At 63.7% G+C, this 19,710-nt stretch carries 15 protein-coding genes; 4 read left to right on the top strand and 11 right to left on the bottom strand.

Annotation, left to right across the window (positions count from 1 at the left end; all coding sequences use genetic code 11):
- Positions 1–30: 30 nt before the first annotated feature.
- From BLV04_RS07415 to ubiK, 10 genes are all read right to left on the bottom strand, one after another.
- Positions 31–1,659 carry an LruC domain-containing protein gene (locus BLV04_RS07415; protein ID WP_093029622.1) on the bottom strand — a complete coding sequence of 543 codons (1,629 nt, stop codon included), beginning with the start codon at positions 1,657–1,659 and terminating at the stop codon, positions 31–33.
- A gap of 422 nt (positions 1,660–2,081) precedes the next feature.
- The gene (locus tag BLV04_RS07410; RefSeq protein ID WP_093029620.1) at positions 2,082–4,202 is read right to left on the bottom strand and encodes a GumC family protein; all 2,121 of its coding nucleotides are present in this window, start codon (positions 4,200–4,202) and stop codon (positions 2,082–2,084) included.
- A 61-nt stretch (positions 4,203–4,263) separates the two neighbouring features.
- Positions 4,264–5,328, bottom strand: coding sequence for an SLBB domain-containing protein (locus tag BLV04_RS07405; protein WP_093029618.1), 1,065 nt, complete (start codon positions 5,326–5,328; stop codon positions 4,264–4,266).
- 30 nt (positions 5,329–5,358) lie between these two features.
- Positions 5,359–5,700, bottom strand: a complete 342-nt coding sequence (locus BLV04_RS07400; protein ID WP_093029616.1) for an STAS domain-containing protein — start codon at positions 5,698–5,700, stop codon at positions 5,359–5,361.
- A 91-nt stretch (positions 5,701–5,791) separates the two neighbouring features.
- Positions 5,792–6,181 (bottom strand): Hpt domain-containing protein, encoded by a 390-nt coding sequence (locus BLV04_RS07395; RefSeq protein WP_175534532.1) that lies wholly within the window; start codon positions 6,179–6,181, stop codon positions 5,792–5,794.
- A gap of 261 nt (positions 6,182–6,442) precedes the next feature.
- Positions 6,443–7,639, bottom strand: coding sequence for a PP2C family protein-serine/threonine phosphatase (locus BLV04_RS07390; protein WP_093029612.1), 1,197 nt, complete (start codon positions 7,637–7,639; stop codon positions 6,443–6,445).
- Positions 7,640–7,789: 150 nt separating this feature from the next.
- Positions 7,790–10,303, bottom strand: coding sequence for a glycogen/starch/alpha-glucan phosphorylase (locus BLV04_RS07385; RefSeq protein WP_093029610.1), 2,514 nt, complete (start codon positions 10,301–10,303; stop codon positions 7,790–7,792).
- Positions 10,304–10,450: 147 nt separating this feature from the next.
- Positions 10,451–12,358 carry an ATP-binding cassette domain-containing protein gene (locus tag BLV04_RS07380; RefSeq protein WP_093029608.1) on the bottom strand — a complete coding sequence of 636 codons (1,908 nt, stop codon included), beginning with the start codon at positions 12,356–12,358 and terminating at the stop codon, positions 10,451–10,453.
- 200 nt (positions 12,359–12,558) lie between these two features.
- Positions 12,559–14,082, bottom strand: a complete 1,524-nt coding sequence (locus tag BLV04_RS07375) for a YifB family Mg chelatase-like AAA ATPase (RefSeq protein ID WP_093029606.1) — start codon at positions 14,080–14,082, stop codon at positions 12,559–12,561.
- A gap of 22 nt (positions 14,083–14,104) precedes the next feature.
- A complete protein-coding gene (ubiK, locus tag BLV04_RS07370; RefSeq protein WP_093029603.1) occupies positions 14,105–14,371 on the bottom strand; it encodes a ubiquinone biosynthesis accessory factor UbiK in 267 nt (88 codons plus the stop codon).
- 401 nt (positions 14,372–14,772) lie between these two features.
- Here ubiK and BLV04_RS07365 point away from each other — a divergent pair, with 401 nt between their 5' ends.
- From BLV04_RS07365 to BLV04_RS07350, 4 genes are all read left to right on the top strand, one after another.
- On the top strand, positions 14,773–15,555 hold the full coding sequence (locus BLV04_RS07365; protein ID WP_093029881.1) for a TorF family putative porin: 783 nt from the start codon (positions 14,773–14,775) through the stop codon (positions 15,553–15,555).
- An 80-nt stretch (positions 15,556–15,635) separates the two neighbouring features.
- A complete protein-coding gene (glnK, locus tag BLV04_RS07360) occupies positions 15,636–15,974 on the top strand; it encodes a P-II family nitrogen regulator (protein ID WP_093029601.1) in 339 nt (112 codons plus the stop codon).
- 23 nt (positions 15,975–15,997) lie between these two features.
- Positions 15,998–17,335 carry an ammonium transporter gene (locus tag BLV04_RS07355; RefSeq protein WP_217633673.1) on the top strand — a complete coding sequence of 446 codons (1,338 nt, stop codon included), beginning with the start codon at positions 15,998–16,000 and terminating at the stop codon, positions 17,333–17,335.
- Between the two features lie 73 nt (positions 17,336–17,408).
- Entirely contained in the window at positions 17,409–18,668 is a 1,260-nt protein-coding gene (locus tag BLV04_RS07350) for an ammonium transporter AmtB (RefSeq protein WP_093029598.1), read from the top strand.
- A gap of 90 nt (positions 18,669–18,758) precedes the next feature.
- On the opposite strand, the gene speE is transcribed toward BLV04_RS07350, so the two are convergent.
- On the bottom strand, positions 18,759–19,622 hold the full coding sequence (speE, locus tag BLV04_RS07345; protein ID WP_093029596.1) for a polyamine aminopropyltransferase: 864 nt from the start codon (positions 19,620–19,622) through the stop codon (positions 18,759–18,761).
- Positions 19,623–19,710: the final 88 nt, after the last annotated feature.

The raw sequence follows: 19,710 nt of genomic DNA, 5'->3' as shown, positions 1-19,710 counted from the left end.
CCCGCCGACACCGTCGATCAATCGCTTGCCCTAAGGCTGAAACAGCAGTCCCTCGTTGGTGTTGCCGAGATACCAGTTCTCTGTCGCCCTTCCGCCGCTTTCGGCCCAGGTGGCGAAGTCCGGGTAGGCGTCCGCCACGTCGTTCCATTCCGCCGGATATTTCCAGTCCTCGGGTACGTCGAGTGCCCAGGGGAGGTTGTCGGCGGTCCGGTAGAAGCGGCCCTCGGCCGGGTTCGAGGCATCATCGCCCGTGCCGAAGAGCTTCGGGTCGGCCTTGTCGGTCGGCGGCCGATCCACCAGATGGATCTCGCGGCCCCGCTGACTCCTGTAGATGAAGGGGTTGTAAGGAGCGGCGCCGAGGCGAGACGTGCTGACGGGTTTACTGAAGTGGATCTCCGCCGTCAGTTGCACGGGCGGACGCCGCGTGCAGTTGTCGATCGTGTTGAAGAAGCTGCACGGCCAGCGTTCACCCGTCTTGGCCAAGTCCGGCAGTTTCGGCGCGAGGATGAAGACCGCCTCGCGTTGGCCGGACTCGGCCGGCAGGGCGACGGGCGCCCGATCGCCGATCGCGAGCTTGGTCGTCGCGGTGTCGATCAGGCTGCGCTCGATCCCGGGCAGATGGATGCCGAACCCGGTTTGTGCCGTGCCGCCGCGTGCGGTGATCTCGTAGGTCAGCTTCAGATCGGTCACCTCGTTTTGGGCGTTCAGGGTTTCGATGATCCGATAGGCCATCACGACGTCGTTCATGTCGAAGTCGCCCTTGCTCGGCCAGTTGTCTTCGAACGCCAGGTATCCGAAACCGGTGGCGCTGGGATAGAAGCGTCGCGCCGCCCGCTTCGGGTCCAGCGGAAAGGCGTCCAGATCGTCGCTGATGCCGTCCCCGTCCGTGTCCTTCACTTCTTTTGTCAGGGATTGGACCTGGCTGCGATCGACGGCGGAGAAGGGCGTGACCTTGATCGCGATCAGGGCGTCGTTGAAGTCGTGGTCGCTGTTCGACCAGGTCCGATTCATGTCCTCGAATCCCAGCACCAGGAGCTCGTCTTCCGGCTTCGAGAGCAGGACCGTGTGAGCGTTGAGGTTATTGGCACCGGGCGGTTCCGGATTCAGCGCCTTCAGGGTGTGAAAGATCATGCTGGCAGGCTGATTCGGATTGACCCCGCTGCCTTTCCAGCCGTCGGCGACCACCGTGAAGCCGACGGCCGTGCCGGCCTTGAATTTTCCGAGCTCCACGGCATCGCCGAACTTCAGCAGCGGCAGCGAGAAGTTCGGGAACATGACCTTCGGGTTGAGCGCGCTCGCCGAGGTCGGCGTGTTGGCGGGATCGAAGGTGAAATACCCGAGCGAGTTCCGATAGCCGGCGCCTTCATAGACGAAGGCGACCGTGATCTCCGCGTCTTCGAGCAAGGTGATGTTGGCTCCGAGATCGTCGGTGATAAGCTTGGGATCGTTCTTGCGGATATCCCGGCTTTCCGGCAACCGTGTGTGGATCTCGTTCAACAGGTCGGGCGGTATCCGTTTGCTGAAGTCGACCAGCGTCTTGGGGACCCCGTTGGTATCGTAGCCGCCGACATGGGACCAGGTTACCGCCAAGCCGGGTTGGGCCGCAGCGCCGAGGGCAATGGCGGCCAGTGAGGTCAAGAGAGGATGGCGAACGTGCATCGATGGACTCCTGCAGTCGAGGCGTTGAAAATCTCGATTGAGCAGTACATAACTCGTGCCACCGGAGCACGTGGGTCGCGGAAATCCCTGGGATGATGTAAAAAATACGATAAATCATAATCTTGGGTTTTCGAGAGCGACGACTCCCTGACGGGCGAGTGAAGTCCCGGTCCACGCGCGCCTATGGTTTCACTGGCGCCGGTCGCGTCGATCCTGTCCCAAAGAGAAACCAGGGCATTGATTTTAATAAGGAGGGTTGTTTTTCGCGCCGTTGTGGGAGACATGAGTCGGCTTCGGTGGATCCGAAGCCATCTGCCGTTTCGGCAGACTTCGACCTGAAGTGTGTGCCGGAACGGCAGTCGGCATGCTTGGCGATGCGCTCGGGGGCGTCGAGGGCGAGCGCGATCCAGAGCGAGATCCTCTCAGCGGTGGTTGTCTCTTTCGGCGCCTGGTTGGCCTTTTGCGACGATGGCCTTTCGGTATTCCTTCAGGATCTGGCCATAGTAGCCGCCACCCATAAAGACGGTCAGGCCGGTCATGATCAGCCCGACCGCCGGCGGCGCGGCCTTCTCCAGGCGCGCGGCGGAACCTTTGACCTCGCCGATCTGCGCCAGGCGTGCTCGCACCACCAGCCAGGTCGCGTCGCAGATCCCGGCCAGGTACTCGGTGTCTGCGGAGAGACGAATCGGCGCGGCGTCGATGAGCACCATGTCGTAGTCCGTACTCAGGCGATCGAGCACGCTGGGGAGATGGCTGCAGTCGCTCAGGTGTCCGTTCTCCGAATCCCCGGTGCGGATCCGGTCGGGTAGGTTCTCGTCGCTCGGCACGATCGTGAGGGTCGGATCCAAGTCGTCCGACAGGATGTCGAGCAGGCCGGGGCGAGCCTGGGTCGTTCGGTAGCGGGCATCGGTCACGAAGAGGTTCGCTTCGACCACGACGACCCGCAGACCTTGGCGGTCGAGCTCGCGTGCCAGATCGAGAACGATGGTGGTTGCACCGCAGCCATGGCGAGCCGCCGTCACGAGGAGACGACGCACGCCGTTCGCGCTGTGCTCGCGTCTAAGCGCTTGGGCGAGCCGTCGCATTTGGTCGGCGAGCAGGGCGCGATGCGCGGGATCCTGCGAGGGCTCCAGGAAGGCGGCCAAGGGAGGGAAGCCCAGGAGCGACTGCACCTGCCGACTCGTCTGTACACGCCGGTCGAGCAGGTCGACCGCGATTGCCGCCACCAGGCCCAAGATGCCGCCCAGCGCGGCGAAGATCACTGCGAGCTTGGTACGCCCGCCGCTCACCGGAAGGATCGGCGGCATGGCCCAAGTCGAGACCCGGATGAAGCCGGGCGCGCTGGCCTCGATCTCCAGGAACTCGACGCGATCGTCGATCGCATCCAACGCCTTGCGCTCGCGTGCGATCTCGTTGCTGACCTCCAGCGCATCGTTGTAATGAGTCGCGAACCAGGCGGCCTGGTCCTGTTGCCCGCGAAGCTGCGCACGCAACACCTCCTCCACCGCGGAACGTTCGCGTACGCGCGCCCTGCGCTCTTCCAGAAGCATCGCTGATTTCTCGGCGATCAGCTGCGCCGAGGCGCTCTTGACCTCGTTCTCCAGATCATCGAGCTCGCGCTGCGCGATGCGTCTGACCGGGTGGTTCTCCGTGAGTCCGGTGGTCTGCTCGAGGACCTCGCTGCGCCGCTTGTAGAGATTGGCCTTGAGGCTGTTGAGTCCGGGGTCCTTCGAGGCCAGCTCGCTCGCCGCGGCGGTCAATGCCGACCGGGCTGCCTTGCCGCCCGTTGCGGCGTCGTAGGTCGCCAGCTCGGCATCCGCCGAGATGCGCGCGCGCTCGGCTTGGAGCAGGGCGCTCGTGCTCTCGATCAAGAGGGTGTCGTAGGGGTTGAGTGCACCTTCGACGAAGGTGGTGACCCCGAGCGTCTGGGCGAGCTCGCCGCGTCGCTCCGTGAGGGCCTGGATCCGAAGCACATGCGCCTCGCGGCGTGCCAAGAGGACCTCGATGCGATCCTCGCCGGCGTAGATCTCCTCCGTTTTCGCCTTCTCCAGATAGACCTTCACGACGCTGTTGACGATCTCGTCGAGCCCGTTCGCATTCTCCGACTCGAGGCTGACGGTAATCAGATAGGTATCGCGGACATCGCGCACCTGAAGTTGCTGCTGAAGACGCTCGGCGGCCTCGCGATCGGATTCGTCGGGCTCCTGCCAGAGGCCGAAACGGCGCTCGCCGAGCCGCGCGAGTGCCTCGAGCACGATGTCGTACCGATTGATGGTGCGCGCCTGCTGCTTCATGAACTGCTGAAACTGGGTGAAGGACTGGAATTCCAGCTCCTTGGAGTCCTCCAGGATATTGGCGAAGCGCGGGGCGACATAGATGACCGCCGTGGCGCGATAGACCGCGGTGCCCTTGATGTAGGCGACATAGGTTCCACCGACCGCGACGATGAACGCAACCAGGATGACCAGGAGCTTGTGATTCCAGATGCTGTCGAGCGGCTGGAAGGCACCGGAGGAGACGGGTTGGGCGGGCGGTGCGCTCATGGACGAGCCACCGCGTCTTCGCGCGGCCGATGCGGCGCCGGGCTGTAGACACGGGGTTTCATCAATCGCCGCTCATCAGCTGATTGATGATCAGAATCGAGCTGAACGGATTGAAGTTTTCCAGAATGTAGCCGATCTGCGAGATGCCGCTGCGCGGCACATAGACGATGTCGCCCTCTTTCATGGCGACGTTCAGCCCCGGATCCGGTTTCAGGATCTCCATGAAGGAGAAGCTGAAATTGACCCGATCCGCCGGGCGGATGACATGGATGCGATTGAGGTTCGCATCCCGGGTCGGGCCACCGGCCTGACTCAGGGCATCGAGGAATGACATCTGCGGCGTCAGTCGATAGACGCCGGGTGTCTCGACTTCGCCGAGGACATAGACCGGTGTGTCGGTGGAATCCGGGATATAGACGATATCGTTGCGCTGCAATCGGATGTTCAGCGACAGGTCGCCGGTGAGCAGGCGCGCGACATCGACCCAGAGGATGCTGTCGCCGCGAATCACGGCGCAGCGCGTCAAGAGCTGCTCGGGACGCAGGAGCGGCAGGCCACCGGCTTGGGCCAGCGTTTCCAGTAGATTCGGCGGGGTGTCGAACTGCAGGACGCCGGGATTCTCGACACGCCCGAGGACCACGATCCGATTCGAGCCGTAGCGTGTCACGCCGACCGTCACCGACAGATCGAGATAGTAGGGCGCGAGCGCCTCGACGACCCGCGAGGCGGCTTCTTCGCGCGTCAGACCGCCGATGAGGACCGGGCCGGCAAAGGGTATCGTGATGATGCCGTCCGGGCCCACCAGATGCGGCCCGGAGATTTCGGGGCGAGCCGCCACCGAGACGACGAGCTCGTCGCCGGGACCAAACCGATAAACCGGCTCGCCGGCTTGCTCGAACTGCTTGAGGAGCTCGAAGCTCGATGCCTCGATCCGGCGTTCAGGCACCTCGAAATCGGATGCCGACGCCGGGGTGGATCCGGGGACGATCTCCCAAGCGCCACATCCGCTCAGGATGGATGCCCACAGAAGGGCGAGCCCGATTCGGATCACGCGATGCGAAAATGGGCGCAGGCGCCGGATTCGGCCCGATCGCCCGATCTCGCTCGCGTGCTTGATCCCCTTCATCCCGACGGGTGTGTTCCCGGCACTCTCGATCTAGCCCATTCGCGCGGCGGCGACCTCTGCGTCGTCGAAGATCTCGAAGACTTGCTGGAGGCGGGTCAGCTCGATGAGCGCCCGCACCGATGGCGTGAGTCCGGCCAAAGAGACGTTGCCGCCGCTGCCGCGCGCCGCCTTGAGTGCGGAGATCAACACCGAGAGGCCGCTCGAATCGCAGAAGGTCAGCTCCGCGAGGTCGAGGACGAGGCGCGCGTCACCCCGCTCCAGAACCTGGAGGATCTCTTGCCGAACGGCCGGTGCCTCGGCGGCGGTCAAGCGTCCGGCGATGGCGACGCTGTCGACATGGCCGATCTTTCGATGGGTAACTGTTGCCTTCATCCTCGTAAGCTCCAGCGGTCGGGCAGTGATTCTCGCCTCGGGATCCGTGCGTTTGCAGGACGCCTGCCGAGCAGGTTGTCGTGCGCCCGAATCAGGTCGGCGTCCATGGTTGGGATCCCTCCTCGAGACATTTCTCCAGGGTCTCCTTGGCGCGCGCAAACTGGACGTGGGCCGCAGCCGCCTCTGCTGCTGCGCCGTCGAGGACCCCCGAGCGACCGAGGGCCTCCAGATGCTTGGCGCGATCCGAGAGGGCCAGCGCGCCGAGGGCCGCGGAGCTTGACTTGAGCGTATGAGCGGCCCGGTAGACCGCATCGGCATCGCCCCGGGCAATGCCTTGATCCAATTGATCGATCAGGTCGGCTGAGTCCTCGAGGAAACGCCGCACCAAGTCGGCAAAATCATCTTCCATCAGATCACGGATGTCGTCGAGTACGGTTGTGTCGATGACGGTTTCGATCCGATCTTGTCCTGAGCCTGACATGCTGTCCATCCGGTACTGTTGTGGGCTTGGCGCGAGACACCTAGGGCGCCGTGTGGGCGATCCGAGGGCCTGCACTGACCCGATCCACCCGGCCGCTCGCTGATCCGAGCCGTCTCGATGTCGGTGGTGCTCGGTCGCGGGGCGAGGGCGCTCGCATCTAAGGATAGCGCTCTGCGCCGACGTTGGGCAGTGTCCTTGTTCACCCTGTCCCACTTTGCTCTCCGTGGCAGCGGAGCCGAGTCCGAGCCCCGGTCCGATCGGTCATCGCCGCTGGAGGACCAACAGCGAGATGTCGTCCTCGATCTCTCCCGCTCCGCGCCAGACCCTTAGAATCTCATCTACACGCGTCGTCAAGGTTGCCGGAGGCGTATCGCTGCAGTCGCCGGCCAGGCCGATCAGGCGCTCGAGCTCGAAGCTCTCGCCCTCGGCGTTGCGAGAATCCGTAATGCCGTCCGAGTAGAGGATCAATCGGTCGCCGGACTCCAGCGTGAAGCCGACCGAATCGTAGGGGACCCCTTCGAGCATCCCGACGGCAAACCCGCCGTGTCCGACCTGCTCGACGCGTCCGTCGCGCCGCGCCAGCAGCGGATGAGGGTGGCCCGCTTGACAGAGCTCGCCGTGCCCCGATTGGGTGTCGATGTAGCCGTACACCATTGTGAAATAGGGTGCGATGTCGCCGGACTGGAAACGCCGGTTGAGGTCGGCGACGACGGCATCCGGGGCCCTGACGCGGCTTTCGCCTCCGGGCGGCGCGATCAGATGACCTTCGCCGAGCTCGGCGGACATCGTTCGACTCAGGGTGACCGACATCATCGCCGAGGGCACGCCATGCCCTGCGACGTCGAGGTGATAAAATCCCAGATCGCGGTCGTTCAAACGGAAAAAGTCGAAGATGTCGCCGCCGATCTCGGTGGCGGGCAGGAACAGCCAGGCCAATGCCACGGCGGGCGACACGTTCGGATCCTTCGGCAGGAGGCTGGCCTGCAGGGCCGCTGCGGCACGGAGATCTTGCTCGATCCGATCGAGTGCGGCATGGAGCTTGCGGTTGGTCTCTTCGAGCTTGCTGTTGCGGGAGGCGAGTTGGCTTTCGAGGCTCAAGATGCGTTCGGCTGCACGCAGACGGACGCGCAGCTCCTCGAAATTAAACGACTTGGTCAGAAAATCATCGGCACCCGCGGTCATGCCCTCGATCAGGTCGTCCTTGTCGTCCCGGGCGGTCAAGAGGATGAAGTAGATGTAATGGTCCCACTGCCCGGCGCGTATCCGTATGCAGAGCTCCAATCCGTCGACCTCGGGCATCATCCAGTCGCTGATGACCAGACGGATCGTCTCGCGCTCGAGGATCTCCCATGCCTCGCGTCCGTTGCTGGCCGTCACGACCTCATGCCCCCAGCGCTTGAGCAGGCGCCCGAGGATCTCCCTCGCGTCGCTTGCGTCGTCGGCAATCAGGATACGCATGGCGGCTGGTCGGTCTCGCCGAGGATTTGGTCAAAGCGCCTTATACCATAGGCGCGCAGCTCAGGATTGCGAACGGCTTACCGCGGGTGGGATCGATCTGCGGGTCCTGTCTCGGGCGTGCTTGTGGGAGCACGTCCGAGACAGGTTCCGTCAGCCGTCCAAGGACTCGGGCGTGACCGACGTCAGTTTCCAGATGTCGCGGTTGTACTCCGCGATGGTGCGGTCCGAGGAGAAATGACCGCTGTGGGCGGTGTTGAGGATGCTCATGCGCAGCCAGCGTTCACGGTCACGATAGGCCGCCGCGACCTGCTCCTGGGCGTCGATATAGCTGCGGAAGTCCGCCGCGGTCATCCAGGGGTCATGGGCGTTGCGGATCGAGAGGATGATCTGATCGAAGATGCCCCGCTCGAATTGGTTGAAGTGTCCCGACTCGAGCAGACTCATGACCTCGAGAAGTGCAGAGTCGCCGGCGATGATGGCGTTGGGATCATAGTGAGAGCGGCGTGCCTCGACCCCGGCGGCGGTCAGGCCGAAGAGGAAGAAGTGGTCGTCCCCGACCTGCTCGCGGATCTCGATGTTGGCCCCGTCGAGTGTGCCGATGGTGATGGCGCCGTTCATCATGAACTTCATGTTGCCCGTGCCGGAGGCCTCCTTGCCGGCGGTCGAGATCTGCTCGGAGAGGTCCGTGCCGGGCGCGATGATTTCCATCAGCGAGACGCAGTAGTCCGGGATGAAGGCGACCCGCAGCAGGCCCTCGGTTTCCGGATCGCCGTTGACCACGCGGGCGACGTTGTTGACCAGCTTGATGATCTGCTTGGCCATCTGGTAGCCGGGCGCTGCCTTGCCGCCAATCAGGACGCAGCGCGGCGTCCAGTCCCGCGTGTCGCCGCGCTTGATGCGGTTGTAGAGATGTATCACGTGCAGGACGTTGAGCAGTTGTCGCTTGTACTCGTGGATGCGTTTCACCTGCACATCGAAGAGCGCATCGACCGGGAACGAGACTCGGCAGAGCTGCTCGACCGTGACGGCGAGACTGCGCTTGTTGTCCTGCTTGATTCGATGCCAGCGCTCGCGGAAATCCGCATTCTCGGCATACGGCGCGAGACGCTCGAGCTGGCCGAGATCACGCACCCATTCGGTGCCGATGGTCTCGTCGAGGAGCTCGCGCAGCCCGGGATTGCACATGGCCAGCCAGCGACGAGGGGTCACGCCGTTGGTCTTGTTGTTGAATTTTTCGGGCCAGAGCTCGTAGAAGTCGCGGAAGAGTCCTTCGACCAGCAGCTGTGAATGGAGCCCGGCGACCCCGTTGACCGAGAAGCTGCCGACAATCGCCAGATAGGCCATCCTGACCTGTGACTCGTACCCTTCCTCGATCAGCGACATGCGTCTTTGGCGGTCGTTGTCGCCCGGCCAGCGGGTCGCTACTTCGGCGAGAAAACGGGCATTGATCTCGTAGATGATCTGCAGAATACGCGGCAGCAGGCGCTCGAAGAGCCGCACGGGCCAGCGTTCGAGCGCCTCGGGGAGCAAGGTGTGGTTGGTGTAGGCCATGGTCTTGCGGGTGATGGCCCAGGCCTGCGTCCATTCGAGACCGTGGTCGTCCATGAGTTGACGCATCAGCTCCGCGACCGAGACGGCGGGGTGCGTGTCGTTGAGCTGGAAGCAGTTCTTCTCGGCAAATGTGCTGAAGTCGGGCCCGTGCAGACGGATCCAATCGCGCAGCACGTCCTTGATGCTGGCGCTGGCCAGGAAGAACTGCTGGCGCAGGCGCAGTTCCTTGCCGTTCTCGCTGGCATCGTTGGGGTAGAGCACCATGGTGATGTGCTCGGCAGCGTTCTTTTGCGCAACCGACTCGGGATAACTGCCCGAGTTGAACTCGCCGAGATCGAACTCGTCGGTCGCGGCGGCCTTCCACAGGCGCAGGGTATTGATGGTGCCGTTGCGATAACCCGGGATCGGGATGTCGTAGGGCACGGCGAGCACGTCGTTGGTGTTGACCCAGCGCACGACGTGGCGCCCGTCGTTTTCCTTGTGGGTCTCGGTGTGGCCGCCGAACTGGATGCGTTGGGTGAACTCGGGGCGCTCCAACTCCCAGGGGTTGCCGTCGCGGACCCAGTGGTCGGGCTCCTCGATCTGGTTGCCGTTCTCGATCAGCTGGCGAAACATCCCGTACTCGTAGTGCAGTCCGTAGCCCCTGACGGGAAGCTGCAGGGTGGCGCAGGAGTCGAGAAAGCAGGCCGCGAGCCGGCCGAGGCCGCCGTTGCCCAATCCGGCGTCGGGCTCGTTGCCGGCGATCTCCTCGAGCGCAATACCCAGGTCGTACAGCCCCTTGGCGGCCGCATCGCCGACGCCGAGATTGAGCATCGCATTGGAGAGGGTGCGTCCCATCAGGAACTCGAGCGACAGGTAATAGGTGCGCTTGCAACCGGCCTCTTCATAGGCGTGTCGGGTGCCTTTCCAGCGCTCCATGAGACGGTCGCGCAGGGCGATGGCGAGCGCCTTGTACGGATAATAAGCGGACTGGCAGTCGCGATCCCGCCCGAAGGTATAGGCGTAGTAGTGCTGGAAATCGCGTGCGATGCCCTCCGGGGTCATCGGCAGCGGGGGAAGGTCGAAAAATTGCTCGTTCGGTCTGGCACTGATGAGATTTTTGAACGGTGACATGGCGCCGCTGGATCCTTGATCGGTTGGGGTTGAGCTCGGGCCGAGGTGCCGAATCGCGTCGGGTGCGAGAGGCATGACAGCTCGGTCGAGCGGGATCGGTCGCTGAGTGAAGGTCTCCTTGACGGTCTCGTCGGGTCAATTAAGCAACTATCGAGCCTGGTCTATCGCCTCGTTGACCTCGAGCCATGCCTCCTCCGTGGCTTCCAGGTCGGCGCAGACCTGGCGTTGCTCTTCGAGCAGCGCGAGCAATCTGACTTTCGCCTCCGGGGCGTAGAGGTCTGGATCGGCGAGTGTTTGCTCGAGTGCTGCGCGGCGGGTTGCAAGCGCTTCCATGCGTTTCTCCAGTGTTCTCTCCCGTTGTCGCAACGGCTGCAGTGTCTGACGCGATTGCGCCGCCTGACGACGCTGTTGCTTACGGTCGCTGCCGTCGGTTGCGGCGACCGACTGCGCCCCGGTCGGGCGCGTCGCCGCGGAGCCGCGACTCGGGTCGTTGTTGGCCAGCCAGGCCGGGTAGTCGTCCAGATCTCCGTCGAACGGTCGCACCGCACCGGCGTCGACCAGAAGCAGCGTGTCGGCAGTGACCCGCAGTAGATGACGGTCATGGGAGACCAGTACCAAGGCCCCATCGAAACCCTGGAGCGCCTCGGTCAAGGCATGCCGCATCTCGAGGTCCAGATGGTTCGTCGGCTCGTCGAGCAGCAGCAGATTGGGCCGCTGGCGGATGAGCAGCGCGAGCACCAGCCGCGCCTTCTCGCCGCCCGAGAGCGGCCCGACCGGGCCGAGTGCGCGATCGCCTTCGAAGCCGAATCCGCCCAGATAGCTGCGCAGGGCCTGCTCGGTCGCGCCCGGATCCTGACGTCGTAGATGGCCGAGCGGGCTGTCGTCCAGATGCAGTTGGTGGATCTGGTGTTGCGCGAAATAACCGATCTTCAGGGCCTGGGCACGTTCGAGACGCCCGCTCGACGGGGTCAGCTCGCCCGCCAGGACCTTGATGAATGTGGATTTGCCGGCCCCATTGCGCCCCAACAGTCCGATGCGATCTCCGGGGTTTAGGCTGAGCCCAACGCCCTCGATCACGGCCCTGTCGCCGTAGCCGGCCACGATCTCGTCCAGGCGCAGCAAAGGCCGCGGCAGGTTTTCGGCCGGGGCGAACTCGAATCGGAAGGGTGAGTCCACGTGGGCCGGTGCGATCAACTCCATGCGCTCGAGCGCCTTCAAGCGGCTTTGTGCTTGGCGCGCCTTGGTGGCTTGGGCGCGGAAGCGCTCGACGAAGCTGCGCATGTGCGCGATCTCGCGCTGCTGACGCTCGCTCGCGGCCTGTTGCTGGGCGAGCCGCTCGGCGCGCTGGCGCTCGAAGGCCGAGTAGTTGCCCGCATAGAGCGTCAACCGCTGACGCTCGAGATGCAGGATGTGCCCGGTCACGGCATCGAGAAAGTCGCGATCGTGCGAGATCAAGAGCATCGTGCCTGGATACGCCTTCAACCAGCCTTCGAGCCAGATGACGGCGTCGAGGTCCAGGTGATTGGTCGGCTCGTCGAGCAGCAAGAGGTCGGAGCGGCACATGAGGGTGCGCGCCAAGGCGAGACGCATCCGCCAACCGCCCGAGTAACTGTTGACCGGGCGGCGCTCGTCGCCGGGTGCGAAGCCGAGCCCGTGCAGAAGTCGTGCGGCACGGCTTTCCGCCCCGTAGGCGTCGATCGCCTCCAGTCGTCCCAGCAGCTCGCCCTGTTGCAGGCCGTCGCCGACCGCCTCGGCCCGAGCCAGCTCGGCCTGGATGCGCCGCAGCTCCGCGTCGCCGTCCAGCACGAAGTCGATGGCCGCGCCCTCGCTGTCCGGGGTGTGCTGGGCCACATGGGCGACCTCCCAGCCGGCCGGGATCGTGGCCTGGCCGGCGTCGGCATGGAGATCTCCGAGCAACAGCGCGAAGAGGCTCGATTTGCCGCAGCCGTTGTAGCCGACCAACCCGACCTTTTGGCCCGGATAAACGGTGACGTCGGCACCCTCGATCAAGAGGTGTGGGCCGCGTCGCAGGCTGAGTGATTGGAGCTGGAGCATGGTGTCGAGTCTAAACCGCGCCTAGCGCGGTACGTGATGTTTGTGGATGGGACCGGCCCCGACAGACTTGAGGATTGTTGGAGCTGGTGCGGTTTAAGGTTTCGAAAAATAAGAATATCAAACCGCGTCTCCACCAAGGGTGGTGAAGCCCCCAAGGCCGAATTCATCATGAGACCGATGCATGTCGCTCTGGACGCGGTTCAGGTGGGTGCCGGATTGCCGCGGTCGAGCCGACGGTAGCCGATCGCTTCGCCGAGATGTCGTTGCTCGATCCGCGCGAGGCCGTCGAGATCCGCAATCGTTCGGGCCACCTTCAGGATACGGTGGTAGGCCCGCGCCGATAGGGCCAGGCGGGTGATCGCCTGTTGGATCATGCGTTGCCCGTCGGGCTCCAGGGCGCAGTCGCGCTCGATCTCGGCGGGTCCGAGGACATGATTGGCCTTTCCCGCTCGCGCAATCTGGCGGGCGCGTGCGTGATCCACCCGCTGTCGCACGAGCGCTGTCGTCTCGCGCGTCTCCGACGCGGACTCGCCGAGCCGAGAGAGGTCCAGCCGAGGGACCTCGACGTGCATGTCGATCCGGTCGAGCAGCGGTCCCGAGATGCGTCCGCGATAGCGTCCCACCTGCTCAAGGGTACAACGGCAGCGCCCGCTGTTGTCCCCGAGATAACCGCATGGACAGGGGTTCATCGCCGCAACCAATTGGAATCTCGCCGGGAAACGCGCCTGCCGCGCGGCCCGCGAGATGTCGATATGACCGGACTCCAAGGGTTCGCGCAAGACCTCCAGGACCTTGCGGTCGAACTCGGGCAGCTCGTCGAGAAACAAGACCCCTTGGTGCGCGAGCGAGATCTCGCCGGGTCGCGGGTTGCTGCCCCCGCCCACCAGCGCAACGCCCGAGGCGGTGTGGTGCGGCGATCGAAACGGACGTTCGCGCCAGCGCGCCGGGTCGAACAGGTCGCGGTCGCTCACCGAGCGGATCGCCGCTGCCTCCAGCGCCTCGTCCTCGCTCAACGGCGGCAAGAGTCCGGGAAGCCGGTTCGCCAACATCGACTTTCCGGTGCCGGGCGGACCGATCAACAGCAGGCTGTGGCCGCCCGCTGCAGCGATCTCCAAGGCCCGCTTCGCATGCTCCTGACCCCTGACCTCCGCGAGGTCGGGATACGCGGGCTCGACGAAAACCCGTTCGCCCGGCACGAATGTCGGCAGCACACGGGTCCCGTTGAGATGCTCGCAGACCTCCATCAGGTGCCGCGCCGGTCGGATCTCGAGCCCTGAGACCAGCGACGCCTCGGCGGCATTCTCGGCCGGCAGGATCAGCTCACGGCCCGCCTCGCGCGCCGCCACTGCGACGGGCAGGACGCCGTTGACCGGCCGCAACCCGCCCGAGAGCGCCAGCTCGCCGATCCATTCGTAGCGGCCGAGCTGCTCGGTGGCAATCTGCCCGGAGGCGCCGAGGATGCCGAGCGCAATGGGAAGATCGAAGCGTCCACCCTCTTTGGGGAGATCCGCCGGTGCAAGGTTGATGGTGACCCGACCGATCGGAAACTGGAACCGGCCGTTCAGCAATGCGCCGCGCACGCGGTCCTTGCTCTCTTTGACCGCCATCTCGGGCAGTCCGACCATCGAAAGATAGGGCAGCCCTCCGGATAGATGGACCTCGACGGTGACGGCAGGGGCATGAATACCGACCCGCGCGCGGCTGTGCAGGATACAGAGGGCCATGGCCCTGCTCGGGATCGGTGCCTCAATCCGCTCCTGGTCGCCCGGGTGCGAGCGCGCGCTCCAGCTCGGCAATACGCGCCTCGAGCACCGCCAGCTTCTCGCGGCTGCGGGCCAGGACGGCGGACTGGACGTCGAACTCCTCGCGGGTGACCAGGTCGAGCTTGTCCAGGCCGGATTCGAGCGAGGCTCGGAGATTGCGGCCGATGTCTTCCTGCAACATCTGGATGCCTTTGGGCATCGCCGATGCGAGGCGCTGGGCGAGATCGTCGAGCTGTTTAGGATCCAACATGGGGTTTCCTCTGTGCTGCGGTCTGTGCTTGACCGGTGGGTCCGGCGTGGATGCGGCGATGCGAAGGCCGATCCGGCGATGATTCCATCGCTCCGAATGCGGCTGCCATTATAGGACGGGCCGCCGGGCAAGTGCGCCGGCTTTCAGTCAAGGGCTGTATCGGCGCGCGTTTTTGGTGCGGCCGCTCTCCGGGCTGCGCGCTTGCGCACCTCGCTGGTGCGAATCGCTGTTGCGAGTTTGTCACATGATGCCGAAATACCTCTTTTTAGTGGGTGCACCGGGCATGGCACGCTATCTGCTTTCACGACATTACACCGTCACAACCGGCAAGGTCACTCGGGCACCAGCCGGTGTTTTTCAACCTCAACAAGCAAGCCCGCATCATCGAGAGGCACACAGCAATGACAACACGACGCATCGGAACCGTCCTGGCGCTTGGGGCACTGACCATGAGCGCCGGCACCTTCCAGATCGCCGCGGCCGACGAGACGCACAATTTCAGCGCCAATGTCGGTGTGGTCAGCAACTACCTGTTCCGTGGACTGACGCAGACCGACGACGGGCCCGCGATCCAGGGCGGACTCGATTACGAGCACAGCAGCGGTTTCTATGCGGGAACCTGGCTCTCCAACGTCGATTTCGGCGACGGCGTCGAATACAACGTCGACTTCGACGAGAAGACGTTCGATGTCGTCGAGACCTCTAATTCGCCCGGCTACGAGCTCGACGGCTATTTGGGCTTCAGCAAGGCCATCAACGACGATCTCAGCTTCGACGTCAATGCCATCTATTACGCGTACCCCGATGGTCGGGATTTGGACTACGCGGAGATCGGGGGCAGTTCGACCTGGAAATGGCTTACGCTCGGATTGGCGTACACGGTCTATGGTCAAGCCGACGATGCTCCCGGCGTGCCTTCCGGCGAAGCGCTCTATGTCGAAGGCGATTGGTACTACTACGCAGGCCTTGAGTTTGCGCTGCCTTATGATTTCGGGCTCGGCATTCGCGGCGGCTATTATGACTTCGATTACAACGACGGCGGAAACGACTACGGTCATTGGGGTGTGACAGTCAGCCGCGAGGCAGGTGACTTCGGCACCTTCAGCTTGAATTACGACCAAGTCGGACGCGATACCTACGACGACGACCCGCAGTTCTGGGTCGGCTGGTTGAAGGAATTCTAGACCAGGCCGCCTCGCATTCGCGATTCCAATCCCTCGGCCAAGGGCTTGTCGCCCTTGGCCTCTACAGGAGCTCAATTGCAATGAAACTGGTTGCAGCCATCATCAAGCCGTTCAAGCTGGACGACGTCCGCGAGGCACTCGGGGATATCGGCGTGTCCGGTATCACCGTCATCGAGGTCAAGGGCTTCGGTCGCCAGAAAGGACATACGGAGCTTTACCGCGGTGCCGAGTATGTCGTGGATTTCCTCCCCAAGATCAAGGTGGAGATCGCGGTTGACGACGCGATGGTCGAGAAGGTGATCGAGGCCATCAGCAGCGCAGCGCGGACCGGCAAGATCGGCGACGGGAAGATCTTCGTCTTCGAGCTTCAACAAGTGATCCGCATTCGCACCGGTGAGACCGGATCGGACGCGCTCTAACCGTCGCCGAGAGGATCTCAATGATGTTCAAAATTAAACCGCGACAACTCGTGATCCCTGCGATGGCGGGTCTCTCGCTGCTGACGCCTACCCTCGCGCTCGCCGAGGAGCTGCCGGTTCTCAACAGCGGGGATACGGCCTGGATGTTGACCGCGACGGCCTTGGTCCTCTTCATGACCATTCCCGGCCTGGCACTCTTTTACGGGGGCTTGGTTCGTGCCAAGAACGTGCTCTCGGTATTGATGCAGTGTTTTGCGATCACTGCACTCATGACGGTTCTTTGGGTTATTTACGGCTACAGCATGGCCTTTTCGACTCAAGGAATGGAACAGGGCGCCATCAATCTCAATACCTTCATCGGCGGATTCGACAAGGTTTTCCTCGCGGGAGTGACCCGAGAGAGTCTGACTGCGGCAATCCCGGAAACGGTCTTCGCGACCTTCCAGATGACCTTCGCCATCATCACCCCCGCGCTGATTGTCGGTGCCTTCGCCGAGCGCATGAAGTTCTCGGCGCTGCTCTGGTTCATGGGGATCTGGTTTACTGTCGTGTATCTGCCGATCGCGCACATGGTATGGGGCGGCGACGGTGCGCTCATGTGGGATTGGGGCGTTCTCGACTTCGCCGGCGGGACCGTGGTCCACATCAACGCCGGTATTGCCGGCTTGGTCGCCGCGATCGTCCTGGGTAAGCGCAAGGGTTATCCGACCACCGCTATGCCGCCGCACAATCTGACCTACACCGTCATCGGTGCCTCGATGCTTTGGGTGGGTTGGTTTGGCTTCAACGCAGGCAGTGCGGTTGCGGCCAACGAGAGCGCCGGCATGGCCATGCTCGTGACCCAAATCGCCACCGCCACCGCGGCACTCGCCTGGATGTTCTCCGAGTGGCTGAGTCACGGCAAGGCCAGCGTACTGGGCATCGCGACCGGCGCAGTTGCCGGCTTGGTCGCCATCACCCCGGCATCCGGGACGGCCGGTCCGATCGGCGCACTGGCGATCGGCGCGGCGTCGGGCATCATCTGCTTCTTCGCCTCGACCAAGCTGAAGCGGGCCCTTGGCTACGACGACGCGCTTGATGTCTTCGGCGTGCATGCCGTGGGCGGGATTGTCGGGGCACTCCTGACCGGCGTCTTCGCCGCCGCGACTTTGGGCGGTGCCGGCCTGGCCGAGGGCACGACCATCGGCGGCCAGCTTTGGATCCAAACCAAAGGCGTCCTGGTGACTCTGGTCTACACGGCGGTTGCGAGCTACATCATCCTCAAGCTGGTTGATCTGACGATCGGTCTACGTGTAACGGAGGAGCAGGAAACCGAGGGCCTCGATCTCTCCCAACACGACGAGCGCGGTTACATCCTCTAACCTCGCCGACGACCGAGGCGGGTCCACCCGCTTCGGTCGTCCCTGTGCGCTCGAACCTCTTGGAGTTTCTCCCGTGGAAGAAATCACTCAGTTAAGCTACGCGCTCGATACCTTTTATTTTCTCATCTCCGGCGCGCTGGTCATGTGGATGGCCGCCGGCTTCGCGATGCTCGAGGCCGGGATGGTCCGAGCCAAGAACACCGCCGAAATCTTGACCAAGAACATCGCGCTCTTCGCGATCGCCTCGATCATGTACATGCTGGTGGGATACGGCATCATGTATCCGGCCGACGGCAATGGCTTCATTCCCGCCATCGATTGGGGCTTCATGTTCGGCGGCGACAACAGCGTCGAAGAGGTGATGGGAAGCGACGGCGAGACGTACTATTCGAAAATGGCCGATTTCTTCTTCCAGGTCGTCTTCGTCGCCACCGCCATGTCGATCGTTTCGGGTGCCGTGGCCGAGCGGATGAAGCTCTGGGCCTTCCTTCTGTTTGCGGTCGTGATGACCGGCTTCATTTACCCGATGCAAGGCTACTGGAAGTGGGGCGGCGGGTTCCTCGACGAGCTCGGCTTCCTCGACTTCGCAGGCTCCGGCCTCGTGCATCTGGCCGGCGCCTCGGCCGCACTCGCAGGCGTTCTTCTGCTGGGTGCACGCAAGGGCAAATACGGCAAAGACGGATCGATCAACGCCATCCCGGGTGCGAATATGCCGATCGCTACACTCGGCACCTTCATCCTTTGGCTTGGCTGGTTCGGCTTCAACGGCGGGTCGCAGCTAGTGATCTCGAATATCGAGGATGCCAATGCGGTAGCGGCAGTCTTCGTCAACACCAACATGTCCGCGGCCGGCGGTACCATCTTCGGTCTGATCACGGCCCGGCTGTTGTTCGGCAAGGCCGATCTCACGATGGCCCTCAACGGTGCCCTCGCCGGGCTGGTCGCCATCACGGCCGAGCCGCTCACCCCCTCGCCCTTGCTCGCGACCATGATCGGGGCGATCGGCGGCGTGATCGTCGTCTTTGCCATCGTGACCATGGACAAGCTGCGGGTCGATGATCCGGTCGGCGCCATCTCCGTGCATGGGGTGGTTGGAATGTGGGGTCTGATGGCGGTGCCCATCACAAACAGCGAGGCCAGCTTCGCCGCTCAGGGAATCGGCCTCGGCACCATTCTGGGCTGGGTCTTCGTGACCTCCTTCATTGTCTGGCTGATCCTCAAGCTCGTCATGGGCATCCGAGTCAGCGAGGAAGAGGAGTACGAGGGTGTCGACATAGGGGAGTGCGGCCTGGAGGCCTATCCCGAGTTCGTCGGGGCCCGCGGAGCCTCCTGATCGTCTGCTTTGCGCTGTTGTGAATTCTTCGGGGCCCGCTGGGCCCCATTTTTTTGGCTTGGAGCTCGCGCTCTGCCCAAGCGACGCGGTTTAGTCGGCGGTCAGCGCCAAGGCCCGACGGAAGAACTCGGGTTGCGCCAAGGCGGCGCGATGGATCTCGGCGTTGTAATAGTGTGTGTCGAAGGCCTTCCGAGCAGCGTCTTCGGCACGAAAATCCCCGAGCGACAGGTCGGTGCCCGCCATCGTCGCGCTCCACCAGCCCGAGGGATAGATCGCTTGGGGGAAAAAGAGCGTGCGGGTGTCGCGGAAGCCGGCACTGCGCATCGCGGTGTGCATCTCGGTCAGGATGCGCATGTGATACAGCGGGGATTCGCTCTGCTGAACCAGGATGCCGCCCGAGCCCAAGGCACGGCGGCAGTCTGCATAGAAGTCGCTGGTGAAGAGACCGACCGCGGGCCCGACGGGGTCAGTACTGTCGACGATGATGATGTCCAGACTGCCGGGATCCGCCTCCTGGATCCAGCGCACCCCGTCTTCGAACAAGAGGTGCGCGCGCGCATCTCCGTTGGAGGCCGTGAGCTCCGGAAAAAACATCTCGGCGAGACGCGTCACCCGCTCGTCGATGTCGATCTGAACCGCCTGCTCCACACCGGGGTGCTTCAACACCTCGCGTAAGGTACCGCAGTCACCGCCCCCGATGATGCAGACGCGCTTGGGATCCGGATGCGTAAAGAGCGCCGGGTGCGACATCATCTCGTGATAGAGAAAGTTGTCGCGGCTCGAGAGCATGGTGCAGCCGTCGATCACCATGAGATGGCCGAAGCCCTCGGTCTCGTAGATCTCGATGTGCTGATAGGGGCTTTGCTCCTCGTGGAGCTTCGAGGAGATCCGCAGCGAGAAGGCCGCGCCGTCCGCGGCGGCGACCTCGGAGAACCAGGTGTTGGGATCGAGCATGGGGGGAGCGTCCTGAGTGGGATGGGCGGCCATTATCTTAAACACGGCCCCGGGCCGCGAGTCCCGATTCAGCCCGGCATCCACGCAG

This window comes from Thiocapsa roseopersicina (assembly GCF_900106925.1).
In the GTDB taxonomy this organism is placed as follows: Bacteria; Pseudomonadota; Gammaproteobacteria; order Chromatiales; family Chromatiaceae; genus Thiocapsa; species Thiocapsa roseopersicina.
This window is presented reverse-complemented; position numbering and strand designations above follow the sequence as displayed.